This is a genomic window from Lonepinella sp. BR2271 (genome assembly GCF_051851515.1).
Lineage (GTDB): Bacteria > Pseudomonadota > Gammaproteobacteria > Enterobacterales > Pasteurellaceae > Lonepinella.
Window position 1 is genome coordinate 17,397 of the sequence record NZ_JBPDVF010000011.1, and the last position, 22,855, is coordinate 40,251.

The window sequence follows — 22,855 nt, forward strand, 5'->3', positions numbered from 1 at the left end:
AAAAAATAACATTTTTGAATTTCTTCCTTGCATTTTTCCATATAATCGGACAAAATTGCCTTGGCTTATGGCTTATGGCTTATGGCTTATGGCTTATGGCTTATGGCTTATGGCTTATGGCTTATGGCTTATATAAAAGCCTAAGGCTTATTGTTGTTTTGAGCAATATAAAATCATTTTTCACTTAATATAATAAGGATGTATTATGAAAATCTCTCATCTCATTAAGTCTTCTGCGGTGTTATGTGCCGCACTCATGTCATCACAAGTGATGGCAGCAAATACCTACGATGTGAACAACTTTGATATGTTCGGGCTAAAATTGGGCATGACCCAAGAGGAAGTTGACAAGGTATTAACCAGTAAATATGGGCAAGAAGTGGCTGACCAACTTTCCATTGTCAAACGCATTAAAGAAAGAAATTCCTGTGACGATATTGGGCAACTCATGGCGTCAATCCCTAATCTCGGCACAGTAAATATTGCGTATTCCGTGGATAGATGGTTAGACGAAAATATTGATGAATGTCTTAAAAATGTGCGTGTCACATCTATTATGTATAGCTTTGGTAATTCCGCAGAAGCATTAGGCAAACAGTATCTTACCCCCTCCGATAAAGAGGCCTTTTATCAATCGATCATTGAAAAATACGGTCAACCCACCACTAAATGGGCGGGCAATATAATCTGGTCTGCAGGAAAAATAGAAAATGAGCAAGAAGCCCAATCCAATCAGCTTGTTTATCGAACCACTGATCAAACCCTTTACTTAATTTCGACTGATCTTTTAGATGCAAAAATGGAACGTGAAAAAGCCTACAATGAGGCAATGAGACAAAAACAACTTGAAGAAGAACGTAAAAATGTGGTGAAACCACAGCTTTAATCTTTATTCGATTTCCCTTGAAAGATCGCCTGTGGCGATCTTTTTTTATGCTAAAATAACCCCAATTTATTTAGCACATTCAATAAAAAAAGGAAAAAATTATGGCTTGGGTACAACTTCGCTTAAACAGTACCAGCGAAAAAGCAGAAAAAATCAGTGATTTTTTAGAAGAAATCGGTTCGGTGTCGGTGACGTTTATGGACAGTCAAGATACGCCGATTTTTGAACCCCTCCCTGGGGAAACTCGCCTTTGGGGCAATACGGATGTGGTGGCGTTATTTGATGCGGAAACGGAAATGGCGTTAATTTTAACCGCACTTCGCAACAGCCAACTGTTAGCACCCGATTTTGCCTATAAAATTGAGCAAATTGAGGATAAAGATTGGGAGCGGGAATGGATGGATAATTTCCACCCAATGCAATTTGGTAAACGTTTATGGATTTGCCCAAGTTGGCGTGAGGTGCCAGATGAAAAGGCGGTGAATGTCATGCTTGACCCCGGTCTTGCCTTTGGTACAGGCACACACCCAACCACGGCATTGTGTTTGGAATGGTTGGATAGTTTGGATTTAAACGGTAAAACCGTAATTGATTTTGGTTGTGGCTCGGGGATTTTGGCCATTGCGGCATTAAAACTCGGGGCAAAATCGGCGATTGGCATTGATATTGATCCACAAGCCATTTTAGCCAGTCGCAATAATGCGGAAAACAATGGCGTGGCAGAACGCTTGCAATTATTTTTATCAGACGACAAACCAACGGCGTTAAAAGCAGATGTGGTGGTCGCCAATATTTTGGCAGGCCCACTCAAAGAGCTTTATCCAGTGATTAGCCAGTTAGTCAAACCACATGGCGATTTGGGGTTATCGGGTATTTTGTCCACCCAAGCGCCATCGGTTTGCGAGGCTTATCAGCAAACATTCGCCCTTGATCCTGTGGTGGAACGGGAAGAATGGTGCCGAATTACCGGAAAATTGGCTTAATTTCGCTTAATTTCAAAATGTCAACGGCAAAAAGGCAAATTTTCTTTAAATTGTTTAAAAATTATGCTTTGCAAATGACGAAAATTTGCGTATTATAGCCAACCTTGTCGGTTATTAATGCCGAATATTTAATCAATATTCGGCTTAATTTTTTTCTGTATGTGAGAAATTGGGGGAGAAAATGCGGATTGGTTCATATCAATTAAAAAACCGCATTCTGCTTGCCCCCATGGCGGGGATTACGGATCAACCGTTTCGCAAACTCTGCTCGCACTATGGGGCGGGCTTGACGTTTTCGGAGATGATGTCCACCAATCCACAAGTCTGGCATACGGAAAAATCAAAATTACGTTTGGCTCATCACCAAGCTGCCGGCATTAATGCCGTGCAAATTGCGGGTTCTGATCCGCAAGAAATGGCACAAGCGGCGCAAGTGAATGTGGCATATGGGGCGCAGATCATTGATATTAATATGGGCTGCCCCGCCAAAAAGGTGAATAAAAAGCTAGCGGGTTCTGCGTTGCTACAATTCCCCGATTTGGTCACAGACATTTTAACCGCTGTGGTGAATGCCGTGGAGGTACCTGTTACGTTGAAAATACGTACAGGTTGGGATCGACAGCATATAAATTGCGTAGAAATCGCTCAAATTGCGGAACAATGTGGTATTACTGCGTTAACCATTCACGGACGTACTCGTGAATGTTTATTCGAGGGGGAGGCAGAATACCAGAATATTAAAGCCGTGAAACAAGCGGTGTCGATTCCCATCATTGCCAATGGCGATATTCTCTCGCAAGAGAAAGCAAAATTTGTACTTGATTATACGGGTGCAGATGGAATTATGATCGGGCGTGGTGCGTTGGGTAATCCTTGGATATTTCAATCTTTGGCACAACACATTGACACCAACTCAACAGGGGAAACACCCTGTGTAAGCGCCCCTAGCTTAACGGAAAAGTGCGGTGTAATTTTACGTCATATTGAAGAATTACATCAATTCTATGGTCCTGAAAAAGGCTATCGCATTGCTCGCAAACACGTTGGCTGGTATTTACAAGGAATTCAACCCGATTCCGATTTTAAACGGACTTTTAATGCCATTAGCAACGCTACTGAGCAGTTAGTTGCATTGGAAGATTTTTTTAATTTTATTAATAAGAATGGAAATTCAAATGACTGAACAAACCACAATTTCGACAAAATTTATCGTGCCAGAATTAAATGCACAATCACAAGCGGTGAATAAACCTTTACGTGATTCAGTAAAACGTTCAATTAAAAATTATCTAATTCAATTAGACGGTCAAGATGTCAATGATCTTTATGAGCTTGTGTTAGCTGAAGTGGAGCTCCCTTTGCTAGACATCATTATGCAACATACCCGTGGCAACCAAACCCGTGCCGCCATTATGTTAGGCATTAACCGTGGTACCTTACGTAAAAAATTAAAACAATATGGTATGGGCTAGAAAGCCAACATCCGCAAATTTCAAAAATAGGGCGAAAGTGATTTGCCCTATTTTTATGCCTACATTTTGCAAAAAAATTTATTTTTCCTCTTGAAAGCCTAAATTCTCGCCCCATATTATTGATACTTTTTTAATAAATCTAATTTAGGAGAAATTCAAATGGCAATTCGTCCTTTACACGATCGTGTAATTATCAAACGTGAAGAAGTAGAAACCAAATCCGCTGGCGGTATCGTGTTAACCGGCACGGCTGCAACTAAATCCACTCGTGCGAAAGTGCTTGCGGTAGGCAAAGGCCGTATCTTAGAAAACGGCACCGTGCAACCGTTAGATGTAAAAGTGGGTGACACCGTGATTTTCAATGAGGGTTATGGCGTGAAAGCCGAAAAAATTGACGGCGAAGAAGTGTTAATCGTTTCTGAAAATGATATTTTAGCAATCGTAGAATAATAGAGAAGGAATAAGAAAATGGCAGCAAAAGATGTAAAATTTGGCAATGATGCTCGTGTAAAAATGTTAGCCGGCGTAAATGTGCTTGCGGACGCCGTGAAAGTGACCTTAGGCCCGAAAGGTCGTAATGTGATTTTAGATAAAGCCTTTGGCGCACCAGCAATTACCAAAGACGGTGTGTCTGTGGCACGTGAAATTGAATTAGCCGATAAATTTGAAAATATGGGGGCACAAATGGTGAAAGAGGTTGCCTCTAAAGCCAATGATGCCGCCGGTGACGGTACAACGACCGCCACTGTTTTGGCCCAAGCTATCGTAAATGAGGGCTTAAAAGCCGTGGCTGCGGGTATGAATCCAATGGATTTAAAACGTGGGATCGATAAAGCCGTGGCTGCAGTGGTAACGGAATTAAAAGCCTTGTCTAAACCATGTGAAACCTCGAAAGAAATTGAACAAGTGGGCACCATTTCTGCCAACAGCGACAGCGTGGTCGGTCAATTAATTGCGCAAGCCATGGAAAAAGTGGGCAAAGAGGGTGTAATTACCGTGGAAGACGGTACCGGTTTAGAAGATGAATTAGCGGTGGTTGAGGGTATGCAATTTGACCGTGGTTATTTATCCCCATATTTTATTAACAAACCTGAAACCGCCACCGTTGAATTAGACAATCCATATATTTTATTAGTGGATAAAAAAATCGCTAATATTCGTGAATTGTTACCCGTGTTAGAGGGCGTAGCAAAAGCCGGTAAACCATTATTAATCATTGCAGAAGATGTTGAGGGTGAGGCCTTAGCGACTTTAGTCGTGAACACCATGCGTGGTATTGTGAAAGTGGCCGCCGTAAAAGCGCCGGGCTTTGGTGATCGTCGTAAAGCTATGTTACAAGACATTGCGATTTTAACGGCCGGTACCGTGATTTCTGAAGAAATCGGTATGGAATTAGAAAAAGCGACCTTGGAAGATTTAGGTCAAGCCAAACGTGTGGTCATCAACAAAGACAACACCACGATTATTGACGGTATCGGTGACGAGGCTCAGATTAAAGGTCGTGTAACCCAAATTCGTCAACAAATCGAAGAATCCACTTCTGACTACGACAAAGAAAAATTACAAGAACGTGTAGCGAAACTCGCTGGCGGTGTGGCCGTAATTAAAGTCGGTGCAGCCACTGAAGTGGAAATGAAAGAGAAGAAAGACCGTGTGGAAGATGCGTTACATGCCACTCGTGCAGCGGTGGAAGAAGGTATCGTTGCCGGTGGTGGCGTGGCCTTAGTCCGTGCAGCAGCGAAAGTGGCTGAAACCTTAACTGGCGATAACGAAGAGCAAAATGTCGGTATCAAATTAGCCTTACGTGCTTTAGAATCCCCATTACGTCAAATCGTAGAAAATGCAGGTGAAGAGGGTTCTGTGGTGGCCAGTGCGGTGAAAGCCGGTTCTGGTAACTTCGGTTATAATGCTGGTACGGAAGAATACGGCGATATGATCGAAATGGGTATCTTAGACCCAACCAAAGTCACTCGTTCTGCATTACAATTTGCCGCTTCAGTGGCAGGCTTGATGATCACGACTGAATGTATGGTCACTGAATTACCGAAAGACGATAAATTAGATCCAGCTGCCGGTATGGGCGGTATGGGTGGCATGGGCGGTATGATGTAATCCCCCCTGTTTAAATTTCCCCCTGAAGTGCGGTGATTTTCACCGCACTTTTTTTATATCAGGCTTATTTATCTCTGCTACGCTATCCATTATAATAACGCCAAAATCATTTTCCTTAGGATAAAATATGGAATTAGCTATCTATCTCCAGTTCTTTATGGGGCTGATCGCCTTGGTTAACCCCATTGGCGTCACGCCAATCTTCTACTCCATGACGTCAGAACAAACCCGAGAACAACAAAACCGTACGGCGTTGGTCACTTGCTTTTCTATCGTGGTCATTTTGCTAGTCAGTTTCTTTTTCGGTAATTTTATTTTAGACACATTCAAGATCTCCATTGATTCGTTCCGCATTGCTGGCGGTGGCGTGGTGGCCATGATTGCGTTAACCATGATTAACGGTAAAATCGGTGAACATAAAATCAATAAAGAAGAAAAAAATGAGAACTTAGAAGATTACAACAATATCGCCGTGGTGCCTCTCGCTATGCCAATTTTGGCGGGGCCGGGTTCCATTAGTGCCACCATTGTGTTTGGTTCAAGCCAACATACGGCAATGGATTATGTGTATTCTTCCATTACTATCGCTTTATTTGGCTTAAGTTGTTATATTTTGTTCCGTTATTCTGAACCTGTCATTAAAAAATTAGGCAAAACAGGCTCAAACGTCATCACTCGTATTATGGGGCTATTATTGATGTCCCTTGGGGTGGAAATTATCACCACGGGATTACGCAATATGGGTGTGTTTTAATTCACTTCAGGCAAAACAAAGGGACGCTACAATATAGCGTCCCTTTTTCATCTTAGACAGATCAATTAACGTTGGCGTTTCTCACGGAAATCTTTGCCACTGTTTTCCTTGAAACTGCGGTCATTTTTACCCGAGAATTTACGATCACCACGGAAACTACGCTCGCCACGATCGTTACGGTCATTACTACGACGTCGGCTATTGCCATTGCCACCACGACGATCATCACGTCCGCCACGCTCGCCACCTTGTGCCTCACTGACAAATGTCATACGAATTTGTTTGTTTAACACACGCGTTTTGCTAAACGTTTGCAATAATTCTTTCGGCATACCTTTTGGTAATTCCACCGTGGAATACTCATCATATAATTTAATATGACCGATATTACGGCTATCAATATCGCCCTCGTTAGCAATCGCTCCCACGATATGACGCACATCCACGCCATCCGCACGGCCTACTTCAATACGATAAAGATCCATTGGCACAGGATTACCATAACCACGGCGTTCACCACGATCACTGCGGTCACGACGCTCATGACGATCACCACGACGATCATCACGATCACGGCTTGAACGTTTTTCCATTGGTGGATCCGGTGGAAGAATCAGTTTTTGTTTGCCTTGTAATAACATTAACATGGCGGCCGCAATATCTTCTAAATCTTGATCCGCAGTAAACAAATCTTCAATTAAACCACGGTACTTTTCCAAATCATGGTGTTCCAATTGTTTGGTAATATTACGCACGAATTTTTCACGGCGACAAGCCTGTAATTGTTCATGATTCGGTACGCCCACTTCATCAATTGGTTTCTTCATTAAGCGTTCAATATTGCCTAATAAACGGCGTTCTCTTGGTTCCACAAACAACAATGCACTGCCTGAACGACCAGCACGACCAGTACGGCCTATACGATGCACATAGCTTTCTGCATCTAGTGGAATGTCATAGTTCACTACAAGGCTGATACGTTCCACATCTAAACCACGAGCGGCAACGTCGGTAGCGACTAAAATATCAAGACTACCGTTACGTAAACGATCTAAGGTTTGCTCACGAGCTTGTTGCGTCATGTCACCGTTCAACGCTGCGGCACTGAAACCGTGTTTTTCTAATAATTCGGTGATGTCCATGGTGCCCGTTTTGGTGCGAGTGAAAATAATCGCTGCGTCAAAATCTTCCACTTCTAAGAAACGCAATAAGGCATCATTTTTACGATAGCCACGTACATACCAACAGCTTTGAGCAATGTCAGGGTTGGTACGTTGGGTAGATTGAATTTTCACTTCTTGTGGATCGGTCATAAAACGCTTGGTAATACGACGAATCGGTTCTGGCATGGTTGCTGAGAATAACGCCGTTTGGTGTTTTTCTGGCAATTCCGCCATCACGGTTTCCACATCTTCAATAAAGCCCATGCGTAACATTTCGTCCGCTTCATCTAACACAATGAATTTCAATTCAGACAAATTTAAGGTACCACGTTTAATGTGGTCTAAAATACGTCCGGGTGTCCCCACCACGACTTGTGCGCCTTGTTTTAAAGCACGTAATTGAATGTCATAACGTTGTCCGCCGTAAAGGGTGGCACTACGCATACCTTTGGCGTTTTTCGCAAAATGCTCACAAGCATCTGCCACTTGAATGGCTAATTCACGAGTGGGAGCCATTACCAACATTTGTGGATGTTTTTGTTCCACATCAATTTGTGCCAATAATGGCAAGGAAAATGCCGCCGTTTTACCGCTACCGGTTTGTGCCATACCCAACACATCACGACCGTTTAATAGGTGTGGAATACAGGCTTGTTGGATAGGTGATGGATTAGTAAAGCCCATTTCTGTTACTGCAGAAAGGATAAATTCTGGCAAACCTAAGTCGCCAAAAGTCATAGTTGTTTCAGTCATTAAAATACTCGAATTGTTTATTAGGGGGCATTGCCCCTAGGAAAGCTCAATGGGCTTTCTCAGTTTGTATAATTCAATTACGCCAAAAATAGCAGAAAAATCACCGCACTTTGGCGATTATTTTGTCGGGCTATTTTGTGTAACCACGTTGTTTTGCTCGCTGGTTTCCATGTCTTTCAATTTAGCCAGTTCAAACAATGCAAAACGATACTCAACGAAATTATACACCTGATTTGCCAATGCCAATTTGAATAAGGTTTCCGCCTCACTCAAATTACCAATATTGAGTTTTTGTTTTGCTAGATAAAAATACGTTTCAGTCAAGATTTCCGCATACTGTGATGATTGCGGATCAACAAAGGATTTGGCTTTGTCGAATAATGCTTGTTCTGAAAGTTTGCCCAAATAATATTGGACGATAAAAGTCCCCCAGTATTCAGTAGAAAGCTGTTCCGCTCGGTTTACTAAATTCTGTTTCGCCTCATTGGGTTTAAATTTAAGCTCATTTAAATATAACCACAGGGTACGATAAGGATCTTTTTTATCGGAAGTGTAAAACTTCAAAAAATCCTGTTGTGCCAGGTTATAACGTGCAGTGTAATAAAAATCTAAACCACGGTTTAAATAGGTGTATTCATAATCGGGATCCAATTCAAATACCACGTTGAAAGCCTCCAACGCCGCATCATAATCTTCATCTAATAACGAATATAAACCTAAATAATTATAAACTGCGGCCATGTTCGGCTGCAGTTCTAACGCTTGGGTAAAGTCATAACGTGCCAATCCCCAAAGCCCTAGACTATCGTAAAGCACGCCACGCTCAAAATGTAAATTTGCTCGTTCGTCTTTTGATAGCTGTCCAATCACCAACATTTGGCTAATTCGAGCAATCATCACTTCTTGTTCAAAGTGAATGTTTGGATATTGCTCCGCCAAGGTCACCTTATTTTTTGTTACAAATACACCGTTCGTGCTATTAACACAACCTGATAACACAACAACAAAAACTAAACGCAGTAGTATTTTACTGGTTCCAACTAACCTTTCTAGCAATATCATTGCCTATAATGCCTTAAATTAGACAAAATTTGTGAGAAATAAACCGCACTTTAAGCATTCAGCATAAAGTGCGGTCACTTTTTTACAAATTATTCTTGTTCGACCGCTGTTTGTTCAGCTGGTTCAACATTTTCTTGTTTTTCTGCAATGTCTTTCATGGTTAAACGAATACGACCTTGACGATCGATTTCCACCACTTTGACTTGCACTTCTTGACCTAACGCAAGGTAATCTGTCACTTTCTCAACACGTTCTTCAGCGATTTGAGAAATATGCACTAAGCCCTCTTTGCCACCAAGAATAGCAACAAACGCACCAAAGTCAGCTAAACGTGTGACTTTACCTTTGTAAATTTCACCTGCCACGACTTCAGCGGTAATATCTTCAATACGTGCCATCACTGCTTTAACTGCATTACCGTCAACGGCGGCAATTTTCACCGTACCGTCATCATCAATATCAATAGATGTGCCAGTTTCTTCGGTTAACGCACGAATCACCGCACCACCTTTACCGATCACATCTTTGATTTTCTTCGGATCGATTTTCATGGTGTAAATACGTGGTGCAAAATCAGAGATGTCGTCACGTGGTGCAGGAATGGCTTGTTCCATCACACCTAAGATGTGCATACGAGCACTTTTCGCTTGATTTAAGGCAATTTGCATAATTTCAGCGGTGATACCTTCAATCTTAATATCCATTTGCAACGCAGTCACACCTTGACGAGTACCAGCGACTTTAAAGTCCATATCGCCTAAGTGATCTTCATCACCTAAAATATCAGAAAGCACCACAAATTTGTCATCTTCTTTCACTAAGCCCATGGCGATACCAGCAACAGCGGCTTTAATTGGCACACCGGCGTCCATTAACGCAAGGGAAGCACCACATACAGACGCCATAGAAGATGAACCGTTGGACTCGGTAATTTCAGACACTACACGCACCACATAAGGGAATTCCGTAATGCTTGGCATTACAGCGGCGACACCACGTTTTGCTAAACGACCGTGACCAATTTCACGACGTTTTGGTGAACCCACACGACCTGTTTCACCCACAGAATACGGAGGGAAATTGTAGTGGAATAAGAAATTATCTTGACGTTCACCCGTTAATTCATCAAGAATTTGTGCATCACGCTCAGTACCTAAAGTTGCCACCGCTAAGGCTTGCGTTTCACCACGCGTGAAAATCGCTGAACCATGAGTACGTGGTAACACGCCAGTACAAATATCTAACGCACGTACGGTATCAACGGTACGACCGTCAATACGTGGTTCGCCTGCAATGATACGGCCACGCACGATTTGGCTTTCAAGTGCGGTGAAAATATCAATAATTTTGCCTTCGCTGACGTCTTCATCTTCAGCGGTGATTTGTGCAATCACATCCGCTTTAATGGCATCAATTTGCTCATAACGTACTTGTTTTTCCGTAATACGATAAGCATCACCTAAACGGCTTTCCGCAATCGCTTTCACTTTATTAATTAATGCCGTATTTGGTTCAGGTGCAACCCAATCCCAACGTGGCTTGCCGGCTTCTTTAGCAAATTCTTTAATGGCTTCTACCACCACTTGTTGTTGCTGATGACCGAATACCACCGCAGCTAACATTTGTTCTTCGCTTAATACATCGGCTTCAGATTCCACCATTAATACCGCTTTATCTGTCCCTGCCACCACTAAATCCAAACGGCTTTGTTTTTGTTCTGCCATGGTTGGGTTTAACACGAATTGATCATCAATGAAACCCACACGAGCCGCACCGATTGGGCCATTAAATGGCACACCAGATAAAGATAATGCGGCAGAGGCACCGATTAAGGCCACTAAATCAGGGCTGATTTGCGGATTTACTGACACCACGGTCGCAATAATTTGAATTTCGTTTAAAAATCCCTCTGGGAATAATGGACGAATTGGACGGTCGATTAAACGAGCAGTTAAGGTTTCTCCCTCTGATGGACGACCTTCACGTTTGAAGAATCCCCCCGGGATTTTACCGGCTGCATAGGTACGTTCTTGATAATCCACGGTTAATGGGAAGAAATCTTGTCCCTCTTTTACGTCTTTTTTGGCGACAACGGTAACAAATACCGTTGTGTCGTCCATGCTTGCCATCACGGCGGCGGTTGCTTGACGGGCAATAGCACCGGTTTCAAGCGTCACGGTATGTTGACCGTATTTAAATTGTTTCACAATTGGATTCACAATGTTTTTCCTTTTTTAATCATTTGATTGGTTGATATAACACACTGCTCTTTTGTTCCAATTTGCGACTAGCAAAAATATTTTCCCCTCACCCTAACCCTCTCCCAGAGGGAGAGAGAATTGGGTGCGCTCAAATTATATACATCTCTATTCCGTTCCCTCTCCCTCTGGGAGAGGATTAGGGTGAGGGTAAAAAAATATTTTTGATAGCCGCACGCTAAAACGGATACAAAAAAGCGTCGATTATTATACAACCTTTTTATATGAAGTAATAATTTTATTTCGCTTAAATCTTAAAATAGACAAAAAAACGTACGCTAATTTAATCTTAGCGTACGTTTATTTTCTAGAATTAACAAATCTCAATGGATTATTGCGCTTTTTTCTGAGCTACAAATGTACCGAAATACGCATTATCTTTTGTATAGATACCGCCTATTTCTGACGCAGCAGGACCATAGAATCCGCCCACAGTCTTAACGTCGTTTACTTTTCCCTCAAAATAATTATCCCGAATCTTCGCAGCTAACTGCACGCTGTCAAATGACTTCTCTGGATCTGCGCTTGAAATTGTTCCTTTTAGGGTTTTATCCGCAAAATTCGCCGTCAAGGATACATCAGACTCAACATTATATTTGTTTACGACATCTCCGTTAGTAGTATAAGAATGTAAACCGTTTCCTTTGTATTGAAATTCACCGGTGGTCGGCATATCTATTGCCGGTGTCAGTGTTGAGCCTTGTTCCACAATATAAACATTATCGTCATCTTCATCGGATACTACTGCATTCACCACATAGTTTCCTCTCAAGCCATTTGACAGTATACCATTCGCTATGTGGGAAAAAGAAGCTCCTGAATTTTCAGAATACAGCTCAATAGGTTTATCTCCTATTATAATATTATTTAATGGATCATTACTCGCTCGGAACGTAAGCTCTATATTTCCTCCATGTTTAGGTACAGTCCAGAAAACCCCAGTAGTCTGTTTATTATTACTTCCATAAATAGTTTTTGCTTCCGTTTGGAAACCTGATTCTTGAATTTCTTCCATTTGTGGAGGACTAGGTGGAGTTTTATCTGGTAGAGTTTTATCTGGCTGAGTTGGTGAAGAATCGCTAGAACCGCCACCACTACTGCCACAAGCCACCAAACCTAAAGCAGACAAAACGATAAGGGCAATATAACATTTTTTCATAAGCATCTCCTTTGACTTTATATGTATTTATAAAAGGATTCCGCTAAGGATTCCGCTAAGGATTCCGCTAAGGATTCCGCTAAGGATTCCGCTAAGGATTCCGCTAAGGATTCCGCTAAGGATTGTAGCACTCCCGACAATATATGCAATATATTTTCTTACTAAAATTTAGAAAAATAACAAATAAATGCGAGACTTACCAATAAACAAAAGGACACAAAAACGTGTCCAATGTTCAGTTTTATCCCCTTTAGAATAATGCCTTTATTTTGTGCCAATAATGAAAAGGGGAGATATTCTATTACAACTTACCTTTATTACTCATCCAAGAAACTACGCAATGTTTCCGAGCGACTTGGGTGACGTAATTTGCGTAACGCTTTAGCCTCAATTTGACGAATACGTTCACGGGTTACATCAAATTGTTTACCCACTTCTTCCAACGTATGGTCGGTGTTCATATCAATCCCGAAACGCATGCGTAGTACTTTGGATTCTCTCGGGGTTAAACCCTCCAACACTTCATGGGTGGCGGCTCGTAGGCTTTGTGCTGTTGCACTGTCTAACGGTAATTCAAGGGTACTGTCCTCGATAAAATCGCCTAAATGTGAATCGTCATCATCACCGATTGGGGTTTCCATAGAAATCGGTTCTTTAGCAATTTTCAACACTTTACGAATTTTATCTTCTGGCATGCCCATCCGTTCTGCCAATTCTTCAGGTGTGGCCTCGCGTCCCATTTCTTGCAACATTTGACGGGAAATGCGGTTCAATTTATTGATGGTTTCAATCATGTGTACTGGAATACGAATAGTCCGTGCTTGATCCGCAATAGAACGCGTAATCGCTTGACGAATCCACCAAGTCGCATAAGTTGAGAATTTATAACCACGGCGATATTCAAATTTATCCACGGCCTTCATCAAGCCAATATTCCCCTCTTGAATTAAATCGAGGAATTGCAATCCACGGTTGGTATATTTTTTCGCAATGGAAATCACCAAACGCAAGTTAGCCTCCACCATTTCTTTTTTGGCTTTACGGGCTTTGGATTCACCTTGTGCAACACGTTCGCCAATTTCACGAATTTGTGGAATAGTTAAGCGAGATTCTTGTTCAAGCTGTTGTAAGCGTACAATCGCTTGACGAATATCATCAGCATATCCGGCTAATTTCGGTGCATAGGTTTTCTTGCTGTCTAGAATTTTGACTAACCAAGCGTCGTTGGTTTCCTTGCCAGCAAAGGCTTTGGTAAAATCCTCTTTTGGCATTTTGGCATAATCCACCGCCCAACGTTGAATTTGGCGTTCTTCTTTACGCACGCGTTTCATCATGTCTCGAATCGACATCACCAATAAATCAAATTGACGTGGTACCAAGCGGAATTGTACAAAAATTTCAGATAATGCTTGAATTTCTGACCGCACTTTTTTATGCGTACGTCCGTGTTTTCCAATCAAGCCTAACACTTTAATATGTTGCGCTTTTAATTCGGCAAATTTCTCTCTGGCTACTTCAGGATCAATGGCACTATCGCTATCATCAGAGGTGGATTCCGCTTCTTCTTCATCTTCCTCATCATCCAAATTCACATTAGCGACGTCTGCATTTTCATCATCTTCATCTTCCGACAGATCGCCATCTATTTCCTCAATACTTTCTTCTTCAACCACATTCGGATCCACAAAGCCAGAAATTAAATCCACTAAACGAACCGACCCCTCTTCTACTTTTTGATATTGCTCTAACAAATAAGTCAAGGATTCCGGATATTCAGCCACCGCGCTTTGTACCGCATTAATCCCTTCTTCAATGCGTTTCGCAATGTCGATTTCGCCCTCACGGGTCAACAATTCGACGCTCCCCATTTCACGCATATACATGCGTACGGGATCCGTTGTGCGTCCAAGTTCTGCTTCTACGCTTGATAACACTTGGGCAGCTTCTTCCACCACATCATCATTAATATTATCACTTAATAACAGATCATCTGCATCAGGGGCTGAATCTAATACCTGAATCCCCATATCATTGAACATCTGGAAGATATTATCAATTTGATCTGCTTCAACAAGATCTTCAGGAAGATGATCGTTGATCTCAGCAAAGGTTAAATAGCCCTGTTCTGTCCCTTGGGCGATTAACAATTGTAATTGTGATTGTGGGTTTTGCTCCATAAATGGCTCCGCCTTTACGTTGATTGGTTAAGATAAAATGCACTAAATTTTAGCACTATTATCACTGTTTCACTATTTATTTTGCTCGTACCGTCAATAAATGAGCAAGCTCTTGTTTTTCTGTTTCGTCTAAACCGTGGGTTCGGTCTTTGGCGATTAATTGTTCAATACGACGTTCAACAATTTGTACCAACAAGAAATTGTAGGTTTCAATGTAGGTTGCACTAATATGTTCATCTTCTATTAGATGATCCCATGTGGCCAAAATTTCAAGGGGCTTATAGTCTTCGGTATCACGAAAATGTTCTAAAATTTGCCCTAAGGTCATCCCCACATTGTCACGGCATAATGTGGTTAATTTATCGAATAAAGCCAAACCCGGTTCATTTAAACTTGCTAGGGGAGAAACGTCATAGTCAAATTCTAGTGCCAATTGCGGATTTTGCAATAATAGGGCGATCATCAAACGCATAGGCGTTCGTTTGACTTCGGGCATTTTTTTCACCGCACTTTTTTGTTGTGGTTGTGCTAATAAACGTTCAATTTGTTGAGGATCGATAATCCCTAATTTATGGGCTAAACTATTTTTTAAATAAATGCGTAACATGTCACCCGGAATACGTTCAATTAATGGCACCGCTAACGACGCTAATTTACTTTTGCCCTCTTTACTGTCTAAGCTGACGTCTTTCAGTAGGTGATCAAATAAGAAATCACTCAAGGATTGGGCTTGTTGTAAATAATCCTCAAATTGTTGTTTGCCATATTGACGAATATAGGTGTCGGGATCTTCCCCCTCAGGCAGAAAAACAAATTGTAGCTGACGGCCATCTTCTAAATAAGGCAAGGCGTTTTCTAAGGCTCGCCATGCAGCAGCTCGACCCGCTCGGTCACCGTCGTAACAACAAATCACTTGATCGGTGGTACGAAAGAGCTGATTAATTTGTTCTGGCGTAGTCGCTGTGCCAAGTGAGGCCACCGCATAATCCACCCCAAATTGCGCCAACGCCACCACATCCATATAGCCCTCCACCACCAACAAGGCTTTCGGGCTATCGTTAATTTGCAAGGCCTCATATAAACCATACAGCTCATTGCCTTTGTGATAAGTCACGCTCTCTGGGGAATTAAGGTATTTGGGCGTGCCGTCGCCAATCACTCGTCCACCAAAGGCAATCACTCGACCACGGCGGTCACGAATAGGAAACATCACACGATCACGGAATGTATCATAGACCTTGCCACGTTCACTGCGTTTTAGCATGCCTAAGGAAAACAAACGTTCCTGTTCGGCTTTGTTATGGCCAAAGTGACGCACCACCAGATCAAAGCTATCGGGGACAAAGCCAATGGCAAAACGGGCAATAATCTCGTCGGATAAGCCGCGTTGTTGTAAATAGGCTTGTGCATGGGCAAATTGTGGCAGTTGCTGTTGATACAATTCTGCAATTTCTTGCATTAATTGATACAGATCTTTTTTGGTTTGATAATTCACATAAGGTTTATCAGACTTATGCTGGCGTTCTTCCCGTGGTACCTCTAAGCCAAGCATGGCGGCTAATTCTTCCACCGCCTCAACAAATTCGAGTTTGTCGTATTCCATTAAAAAGCTGATGGCATTACCATGGGCGCCACAACCAAAACAATGGTAAAACTGTTTGCTTTTGCTGACCGTAAAAGACGGGGTCTTTTCATGATGAAAAGGGCAACAGGCTTGATAATTATTGCTACCGGCTTTTTTCAGTTTTACCCGAGAATTCACCACATCAATAATATCCGCTTTTGCCACAATATCATTAATAAAAGAACGTGGAATCAAACCAGCCATAGATAACCCTTTATGTGAGCCAAACCAAGACAACAATTAAATGAACAAAACCGTGATTCCAAGCGGTTTCACGGTTTGTTTAGCGCAAATGTTAATTAGAACGTCTAATTAATATAAACGTGTGTTGCGAGAGTTCTCACGTGCAACACGTTTTGCGTGACGTTTAGCACGAGAAATATTTTCACGTTTACGAATTGTTGTTGGTTTTTCGTAGAATTCACGTGCACGCACTTCTGCTAAAATACCCGCTTTTTCGCAAGAGCGTTTGAAACGACGTAATGCAACGTCAAATGATTCGTTTTCACGAACTTTAATTACTGGCATAAGCCATCACCTCTATTAAAATTTGATAAATAAGTTGAGTTAATTTTGCAAAATTACTGAGTAACTTACTCATTGACATCCTCCCCTCCCGAAAGGACGAGGATTCCTACTAGCTCCCCCTTTCGGGGCTACTTTCGGAGGGTTCTTGCTGCTGATCTCTAGTGAGATTCACTTCACAAGCTCTACGGGTATGTCCTACCCTGAATATACCGTCATTGAGAAAGCCTTAGCATATCTCTGTTAGTACAAGTACAATTATACTCAAAATTTGAGTAATTTTCTATTTCTTTTTGTGCCTTATATCACCACCCTAAAGGGCTGTGTTTTACGGCATTATTAGATAAAGGTCGCAATTTTAATCTAATTTACCCCTAAAAGTAAAGTAGGATTTTGATCTTTTCTGTGCAAAATCGCTAAAGTGCGGTAAAATCTCACTTATTTTTTAGCAGAATAACAAAATAAAGAGTATTTGATGAAGATCCTAGGCATTGAAACTTCCTGTGATGAAACCGGCGTGGCGATTTATGATGAACAACAAGGCTTGATCGCCAATCAACTGTATAGCCAAATTGCCTTGCATGCGGATTATGGCGGTGTGGTGCCAGAATTGGCCTCCCGTGATCATATTCGCAAAACCTTGCCCTTAATTCAGCAAGCCTTGCAACAAGCCAATCTCACCGCTCAGGATATTGATGGCATTGCGTACACCTCTGGCCCAGGTTTAGTCGGTGCCTTGTTAGTGGGCGCCACCATTGCTCGATCACTGGCTTATGCGTGGCATATTCCCGCTATTGGCGTACATCACATGGAGGGGCATTTACTCGCGCCCATGTTAGAACGGCCGGAAAATCGACCGCAGTTTCCTTTTGTGGCCTTGTTAGTGTCGGGTGGACATACGCAATTAGTGCAAGTCGAGGGCGTGGGACGCTATCAATTATTGGGCGAAAGCATTGATGATGCTGCAGGTGAAGCCTTTGATAAAACCGCCAAATTACTCGGTTTAGATTACCCCGGTGGCGCCGCCCTTTCTCGTTTAGCCGAACAAGGGCAAACGGGGCGTTTTGTGTTTCCCAAACCTATGACGGATCGACCGGGCTTAGATTTCAGTTTTTCTGGCTTAAAAACGGCGGCGGCCAATACGATCAACCAATTAATCAAACAACAAGGCGAACTCAGCCAACAAGACAAAGCGGATATTGCGCATGCGTTCCAAACTGCCGTGGTCGATACCTTAGCGATTAAATGCAAACGAGCATTAGCCCAAACGGGCTACAATCGTTTAGTTATTGCGGGTGGGGTCAGTGCAAACAAGCAATTACGCCAAGGCTTACAGCAATTAATGCAAAGTTTAAAAGGGCAAGTCTTTTACCCTGCCCCCGAATTTTGTACGGACAACGGTGCCATGATCGCTTACGTGGGATTTTTACGTTTAAAAAATGGTGAACAATCGGATCTCGCCATTGACGTCAAACCCCGCTGGGCCATGACGGAATTGGCATCTATTTAAAAGGTTAACAACCATGGCAAAACTCTATTTTTATTACTCCACCATGAACGCAGGAAAATCCACTACGCTGTTGCAATCCGCCTACAACTATGTGGAACGTCAAATGAACGTGTTGCTTTATACCGCTGCCATTGATGATCGCTTTGGTGTCGGGAAAATTACCTCAAGAATTGGTATCAGCCAAGAGGCAAGATTATTTAATAAAAACAGCGATCTCTGGCAAGAAATCAAGCAACATGTGGAACAGGAGACATTACATTGTATTTTGATCGACGAGGCGCAATTTTTAAGTCAAGCACAGGTTCGTCAATTAAGTGATGTGGTGGATAAGCTCAATATTCCCGTGTTATGTTATGGTTTACGCACGGATTTTCAGGCAAATTTATTTGAGGGCAGTCAACATTTACTCGCTTGGGCGGATCAATTAGAAGAACTGAAAACCATTTGCTATTGCGGTCGTAAAGCCAATTTTGTGTTGCGTTTAAATGCACAAGGCGAGGTAGTGAAAGACGGCAATCAAATTGAAATCGGCGGGAATGATAAATACCTTTCCGTCTGTCGCCGACATTATAAGAAAATGATGGAAAGTGCCTAAAGGGCTGAAAATACTTAAAGTGCGGTGCGAATATTGGCAAAATTCACCCCAAAAACACCGCACTTTCTGTCGCCATTACACCACGGGCGTATTGCGATAAAACATTAATCTTGGCAAAGCCAACCCAATCACTAACGCCCCGAGTAAGAAACCGGTTTTAATAAAATCGTTAATCATATGTTCATACAGATCGGGCGCATAACCATGATAGTTAATTTGTACAATGGCAATCATCGCTTTATAGGCATAAATCCCGGGAATCATTGGGATAATCGCCGCCACCGTAAACACTTTCGGGTGCGCTAAATAACGTTGTGAAATATGCACACCGGCAAACCCAATCAACGCAGAGGCAAGCAAGGTTGCCAACACCAAAGCGACATCAAAATGCAATAACAGGGTGCGGAAACTATGCCCCAATGCGCCTAACACACCACAATAAATCAAGGCTTTAGGTGGCACGTTAAAAATCAACGCAAAGCCCACCGCAGGGATAGCGGCAAAAAACATATCGTCCAGTAATAATAAAATCAAATCCATGTTAATTTCCCCAATGTGCAATATGTAAAACATTTAATCCGAGAACAATGCCCATACAAGCCCCAAAAGTCAACACCGTGGCCAAGGTCCAACGGGCCCAGCCCATACCGATATGGCCCTTTAAAATATCCGCAATGGAATTCACTAACGGGAAACCTGGGACAAGTAATAACACACTGGACGCCAAGGCAATCTGAGGGTTGTTGCCTAAATTGAGTTTTAACGCCCAACCTGAAATCAAGGTCGCCACAAAGGCCGTGACACCAAACACAATCAGCGGGTTAAAATGCCGTTTAGCTAATTCTTGCCGTACAAACATGGCCACCGCAGAGGCCACAAAGGTAATACCAAAAATAATATGATTACCGCCAGAAAGATGGGAAAAACAGGCGCAAGATAAGCCAATCATAAACACCACAAGCCAACGGTTATATTTCAGCGGTTTAATCTGTTCTAATTTTTTACGCACCAAGTGAATGTCATAAATATGATGTTCTGCCGAAATCACAATCCGCTGTACGGCGGTCACCACTTGCATATTAATGCCTTTATCGCTATTTTGCCGTGCGGTGGTAATGCAATGACCATTCATTAAGGTGGTTAAAATAATCGCATTCGGGGTTAATGCACATTCTACTGACGCCGCCCCCAAGGCTTTGCCTAAACGTACCGCACTTTGCGACACCACCATACTTTCGGCGCCATGTTGTAATAATAGTTGTGCCACCAAAACACAAAGCCTCGTGATTTCACGTTGCTGTTCTTCAGCTTCTGTTTCTGTTTGTTGATATTGTTCCATGACATCATCCTAAGCAAAAATTGACTGGGCCATTATAAACGTTTTTATCCGTATTTAATTTGTCTTAAATCAAGAAAAGTGCGGTAAAAAATTAATGATTTTTTTAGATTTTAATGTTAATTTAAGCGCATTTCTCATTTCTAGGCTTTTATTATGACACAAAAAACCCTTGTGGTGAAATTTGGCACCAGCACCTTAACGCAAGGTTCGCCAACATTAAACCGCCCACATATGATTGAAATTGTACGTCAATTCGCTCAACTGCATCAAGCGGGATTTCGCATTGTGATTGTCACGTCAGGCGCCATTGCGGCAGGGCGTGATTATCTCAATCACCCTGAACTTCCACCGACCATTGCCTCAAAACAATTATTGGCCGCCGTTGGTCAAAGTCAACTGATTCAAACGTGGCAGCAGCTTTTTGCTATTTACGATATTCACATTGGGCAAATTTTATTAAGTCGTGCCGACATTGAAGATCGTGAGCGCTTTCTTAATGCACGTGATACCTTGCATGCGTTATTAGACAACCGCATTATTCCTGTGATCAACGAAAATGACGCCGTTGCTACGGCAGAAATTAAAGTGGGCGATAACGATAATTTATCCGCTTTGGTGGCGATTTTAGTGCAAGCGGATCAGCTTTATCTCTTGACCGATCAACAAGGGTTATTTGACAGTGATCCTCGCAAAAATCCTGAGGCAAAATTAATTCCCGAGGTGGCGCAAATTAACGATCATATTCGTGCCATTGCCGGTGGCAGTGGCACCAATTTGGGGACTGGCGGTATGTCAACCAAAATCACGGCGGCGGATGTGGCCACCCGTTCGGGCATTGAAACCATTATTGTGTCGGGCAATCGTGAAAATGTGATCGTGGATTTGGCCTATGATAAACCTATTGGCACCAAATTTACCGTACCGGCTGAACACTTGGAAAGCCGTAAACAATGGCTCTTTGCTGCGCCGTCTGCAGGTACGTTGGTGATTGATGAGGGGGCAGAAAATGCGCTGTTAATCCAACAAAAATCCTTATTACCTGCGGGTATTGTGGAGGTGCAAGGGCGTTTTTCACGGGGTGAAGTGGTCAAAATCCGCACTTGCAGTGGAAAAGACATTGCGCTCGGTATGCCACGTTATAACAGTGATGCCTTAAGCCGTATTCAAGGCAAAAAATCTCAGCAAATTGAACAAATTCTGGGCTATGAATATGGCGCAGTGGCGATACATCGTGATGATATGGTGGTGTTGAAGAAATAATATTCTGCGCTATTTTACACCGCACTTTTTGGCTTAATCTACGTTGATCATTGCCTAAAAAGTGCGGTGTTTTTTTCGTTATTTTTAGCGTGGGGGCTTGTTTATTCCTTGCCTTTTACATCAATAATCACCACTTCCGATTGCGAACCGAGGCGCATTGGAATGCCCCAAAAACCATAACCAGAGGTCACGATAAAATGACCATGACCAATTTTTTCATGGCCGTAAGCCAACCGATAAGTTAATTTCGTGATCAAATTTGCCGGAAAAATTTGGCCGTTGTGCGTATGCCCCGCCACCAGTAAATCCACGGGTAATTGCGAAATTTGTTCAATTTCAGAGGGGCGGTGATCAAGCACAAAAATGGGTAATGAGGTATCGACCGATTCGAGTAATTGTGCGGTACTCGGGCGATCTTTGACTAAATCATCATTGCGCCCCACTATCATAAATTCCTGATGAATGGTTTCGGTTTGGTCCCATAAAACCTTGATACCCGCTTGTTTAATTTGCTCGGCAATCCGTTGTTGATCACCAAAGAAATCATGATTTCCCAAGGTGGCATAAACGCCTAAGGGTGCCTTGAGTTTAGCTAAACTCGGTTGCATTTGTTGGCTTAAATAAGCGTCCACGTTGTCGTCCATAATGTCCCCAGGGAGCAAAATAAGATCGACTTTTTGTTGATCAAAAATCGCCGCCAGTTGATCCATCTGTTTGGCGCCAAACAACGTGCCCAAATGAAAATCACTGGCTAGCCCGATTCGTAGGGGGTTGAGCGGTTTATCAAGGGTAATTTGATAATGCACAATTTTCGGTGTGTAAGCATTGTATACACTCACCGAAATCAGCCCGAACATGGCCACGGGATAAGCCCATGCCAATAAACGAGGACTCTGGAAGTAACTTTTACCGAGCCACCAAATGATCCCGAATGCAAGACTAATAAACGCAGAATACAGTAAAATTACCAAAATATAAGGGGTTACCCGAAATAAGCTCGGTGAAACACGCAAAACGGTCAATAAAATAATGCCGTTCGCCAAGAGATAACTGAGGATCGCAAAGAGATATCGCCCTTGTTGGGGCAAAAATGCGCCATATAACCAGCCCAAAGTGCGGTTAAAAATATACAAAAATAATTGCAATACCACGAAAACAGCGGCAAAAATAAAATAATAACGAGTTTCCAATTTATGCTCTCCAATAAAAAATAGAAGGTGCGT

Annotated in this window: 20 protein-coding genes; 10 read left to right on the plus strand and 10 right to left on the minus strand. The window is 42.4% G+C overall.

Translation table 11 applies throughout. From position 1 onward, the window contains the following. Positions 1-205: 205 nt before the first annotated feature. From ACTG7X_RS09085 to ACTG7X_RS09115, 7 genes are all read left to right on the plus strand, one after another. Complete coding sequence (locus ACTG7X_RS09085; RefSeq protein ID WP_439258161.1) at positions 206-886, plus strand: hypothetical protein; 681 nt, start codon at positions 206-208, stop codon at positions 884-886. Positions 887-987: 101 nt separating this feature from the next. Further along, on the plus strand, positions 988-1,869 hold the full coding sequence (prmA, locus tag ACTG7X_RS09090) for a 50S ribosomal protein L11 methyltransferase (RefSeq protein ID WP_439258162.1): 882 nt from the start codon (positions 988-990) through the stop codon (positions 1,867-1,869). 181 nt (positions 1,870-2,050) lie between these two features. After that, positions 2,051-3,052, plus strand: coding sequence for a tRNA dihydrouridine synthase DusB (dusB, locus tag ACTG7X_RS09095; protein ID WP_439258163.1), 1,002 nt, complete (start codon positions 2,051-2,053; stop codon positions 3,050-3,052). After that, on the plus strand, positions 3,045-3,341 hold the full coding sequence (gene fis / locus ACTG7X_RS09100; protein ID WP_439239868.1) for a DNA-binding transcriptional regulator Fis: 297 nt from the start codon (positions 3,045-3,047) through the stop codon (positions 3,339-3,341). Before dusB ends, fis begins: the two co-directional genes overlap by 8 nt. 159 nt (positions 3,342-3,500) lie before the next feature. After that, positions 3,501-3,791 carry a co-chaperone GroES gene (locus ACTG7X_RS09105; protein WP_439239869.1) on the plus strand — a complete coding sequence of 97 codons (291 nt, stop codon included), beginning with the start codon at positions 3,501-3,503 and terminating at the stop codon, positions 3,789-3,791. An 18-nt stretch (positions 3,792-3,809) separates the two neighbouring features. After that, positions 3,810-5,453: a chaperonin GroEL gene (gene groL, locus ACTG7X_RS09110; RefSeq protein ID WP_439239870.1), complete on the plus strand. Its 1,644-nt coding sequence runs from the start codon at positions 3,810-3,812 to the stop codon at positions 5,451-5,453. A 127-nt stretch (positions 5,454-5,580) separates the two neighbouring features. Then, on the plus strand, positions 5,581-6,207 hold the full coding sequence (locus tag ACTG7X_RS09115) for a YchE family NAAT transporter (protein WP_439258164.1): 627 nt from the start codon (positions 5,581-5,583) through the stop codon (positions 6,205-6,207). A 65-nt stretch (positions 6,208-6,272) separates the two neighbouring features. Here ACTG7X_RS09115 and ACTG7X_RS09120 read toward each other — a convergent pair whose 3' ends face one another. The 7 genes from ACTG7X_RS09120 to rpsU all read right to left on the minus strand — a co-directional run bounded on the left by ACTG7X_RS09120 (position 6,273) and on the right by rpsU (position 16,931). Then, entirely contained in the window at positions 6,273-8,123 is a 1,851-nt protein-coding gene (locus ACTG7X_RS09120; RefSeq protein ID WP_439258165.1) for a DEAD/DEAH box helicase, read from the minus strand. Between the two features lie 117 nt (positions 8,124-8,240). Then, complete coding sequence (nlpI, locus tag ACTG7X_RS09125; protein WP_439258214.1) at positions 8,241-9,182, minus strand: lipoprotein NlpI; 942 nt, start codon at positions 9,180-9,182, stop codon at positions 8,241-8,243. A 92-nt stretch (positions 9,183-9,274) separates the two neighbouring features. Next, entirely contained in the window at positions 9,275-11,404 is a 2,130-nt protein-coding gene (gene pnp, locus ACTG7X_RS09130; protein ID WP_439258166.1) for a polyribonucleotide nucleotidyltransferase, read from the minus strand. 370 nt (positions 11,405-11,774) lie between these two features. Next, positions 11,775-12,602 (minus strand): transferrin-binding protein-like solute binding protein, encoded by an 828-nt coding sequence (locus tag ACTG7X_RS09135; protein WP_439258167.1) that lies wholly within the window; start codon positions 12,600-12,602, stop codon positions 11,775-11,777. A gap of 317 nt (positions 12,603-12,919) precedes the next feature. Further along, entirely contained in the window at positions 12,920-14,779 is a 1,860-nt protein-coding gene (gene rpoD / locus ACTG7X_RS09140; protein WP_439258168.1) for an RNA polymerase sigma factor RpoD, read from the minus strand. A gap of 76 nt (positions 14,780-14,855) precedes the next feature. Continuing rightward, positions 14,856-16,607, minus strand: coding sequence for a DNA primase (gene dnaG, locus ACTG7X_RS09145; RefSeq protein WP_439258169.1), 1,752 nt, complete (start codon positions 16,605-16,607; stop codon positions 14,856-14,858). A gap of 108 nt (positions 16,608-16,715) precedes the next feature. Next, positions 16,716-16,931 (minus strand): 30S ribosomal protein S21, encoded by a 216-nt coding sequence (rpsU, locus tag ACTG7X_RS09150; protein ID WP_439239938.1) that lies wholly within the window; start codon positions 16,929-16,931, stop codon positions 16,716-16,718. Positions 16,932-17,403: 472 nt separating this feature from the next. On the opposite strand from rpsU, the gene tsaD reads away from it, so the two are divergent. Then, positions 17,404-18,438, plus strand: coding sequence for a tRNA (adenosine(37)-N6)-threonylcarbamoyltransferase complex transferase subunit TsaD (gene tsaD / locus ACTG7X_RS09155; protein WP_439258170.1), 1,035 nt, complete (start codon positions 17,404-17,406; stop codon positions 18,436-18,438). Between the two features lie 13 nt (positions 18,439-18,451). Next, positions 18,452-19,033, plus strand: coding sequence for a thymidine kinase (locus ACTG7X_RS09160; RefSeq protein ID WP_439258171.1), 582 nt, complete (start codon positions 18,452-18,454; stop codon positions 19,031-19,033). Positions 19,034-19,108: 75 nt separating this feature from the next. Here ACTG7X_RS09160 and ACTG7X_RS09165 read toward each other — a convergent pair whose 3' ends face one another. Together ACTG7X_RS09165 and ACTG7X_RS09170 are read right to left on the minus strand one after the other, a co-directional pair. Further along, positions 19,109-19,573 (minus strand): threonine/serine exporter family protein, encoded by a 465-nt coding sequence (locus ACTG7X_RS09165; protein WP_439239944.1) that lies wholly within the window; start codon positions 19,571-19,573, stop codon positions 19,109-19,111. Position 19,574: 1 nt separating this feature from the next. Further along, complete coding sequence (locus ACTG7X_RS09170) at positions 19,575-20,372, minus strand: threonine/serine ThrE exporter family protein (protein ID WP_439258172.1); 798 nt, start codon at positions 20,370-20,372, stop codon at positions 19,575-19,577. A gap of 153 nt (positions 20,373-20,525) precedes the next feature. Here ACTG7X_RS09170 and proB point away from each other — a divergent pair, with 153 nt between their 5' ends. After that, complete coding sequence (gene proB / locus ACTG7X_RS09175; protein ID WP_439258173.1) at positions 20,526-21,632, plus strand: glutamate 5-kinase; 1,107 nt, start codon at positions 20,526-20,528, stop codon at positions 21,630-21,632. A 101-nt stretch (positions 21,633-21,733) separates the two neighbouring features. Here the strand turns inward: proB and ACTG7X_RS09180 are convergent, their stop codons facing one another. Beyond that, complete coding sequence (locus ACTG7X_RS09180) at positions 21,734-22,822, minus strand: metallophosphoesterase (protein ID WP_439258174.1); 1,089 nt, start codon at positions 22,820-22,822, stop codon at positions 21,734-21,736. Positions 22,823-22,855 lie beyond the last annotated feature (33 nt).

Bases quoted from the DNA above. Each gene is read 5' to 3' on its own strand.
- ACTG7X_RS09120 (WP_439258165.1), bottom strand. From the start codon at position 8,123: ATGACTGAAACAACTATGACTTTTGGCGACTTAGGTTTGCCAGAATTT.
- tsaD (WP_439258170.1), top strand. From the start codon at position 17,404: ATGAAGATCCTAGGCATTGAAACTTCCTGTGATGAAACCGGCGTGGCG.
- ACTG7X_RS09085 (WP_439258161.1), top strand. From the start codon at position 206: ATGAAAATCTCTCATCTCATTAAGTCTTCTGCGGTGTTATGTGCCGCA.
- ACTG7X_RS09105 (WP_439239869.1), top strand. From the start codon at position 3,501: ATGGCAATTCGTCCTTTACACGATCGTGTAATTATCAAACGTGAAGAA.
- dusB (WP_439258163.1), top strand. From the start codon at position 2,051: ATGCGGATTGGTTCATATCAATTAAAAAACCGCATTCTGCTTGCCCCC.
- rpoD (WP_439258168.1), bottom strand. From the start codon at position 14,779: ATGGAGCAAAACCCACAATCACAATTACAATTGTTAATCGCCCAAGGG.
- ACTG7X_RS09115 (WP_439258164.1), top strand. From the start codon at position 5,581: ATGGAATTAGCTATCTATCTCCAGTTCTTTATGGGGCTGATCGCCTTG.
- ACTG7X_RS09135 (WP_439258167.1), bottom strand. From the start codon at position 12,602: ATGAAAAAATGTTATATTGCCCTTATCGTTTTGTCTGCTTTAGGTTTG.
- ACTG7X_RS09165 (WP_439239944.1), bottom strand. From the start codon at position 19,573: ATGGATTTGATTTTATTATTACTGGACGATATGTTTTTTGCCGCTATC.
- prmA (WP_439258162.1), top strand. From the start codon at position 988: ATGGCTTGGGTACAACTTCGCTTAAACAGTACCAGCGAAAAAGCAGAA.
- ACTG7X_RS09160 (WP_439258171.1), top strand. From the start codon at position 18,452: ATGGCAAAACTCTATTTTTATTACTCCACCATGAACGCAGGAAAATCC.
- dnaG (WP_439258169.1), bottom strand. From the start codon at position 16,607: ATGGCTGGTTTGATTCCACGTTCTTTTATTAATGATATTGTGGCAAAA.
- groL (WP_439239870.1), top strand. From the start codon at position 3,810: ATGGCAGCAAAAGATGTAAAATTTGGCAATGATGCTCGTGTAAAAATG.
- rpsU (WP_439239938.1), bottom strand. From the start codon at position 16,931: ATGCCAGTAATTAAAGTTCGTGAAAACGAATCATTTGACGTTGCATTA.
- ACTG7X_RS09170 (WP_439258172.1), bottom strand. From the start codon at position 20,372: ATGGAACAATATCAACAAACAGAAACAGAAGCTGAAGAACAGCAACGT.
- fis (WP_439239868.1), top strand. From the start codon at position 3,045: ATGACTGAACAAACCACAATTTCGACAAAATTTATCGTGCCAGAATTA.
- proB (WP_439258173.1), top strand. From the start codon at position 20,526: ATGACACAAAAAACCCTTGTGGTGAAATTTGGCACCAGCACCTTAACG.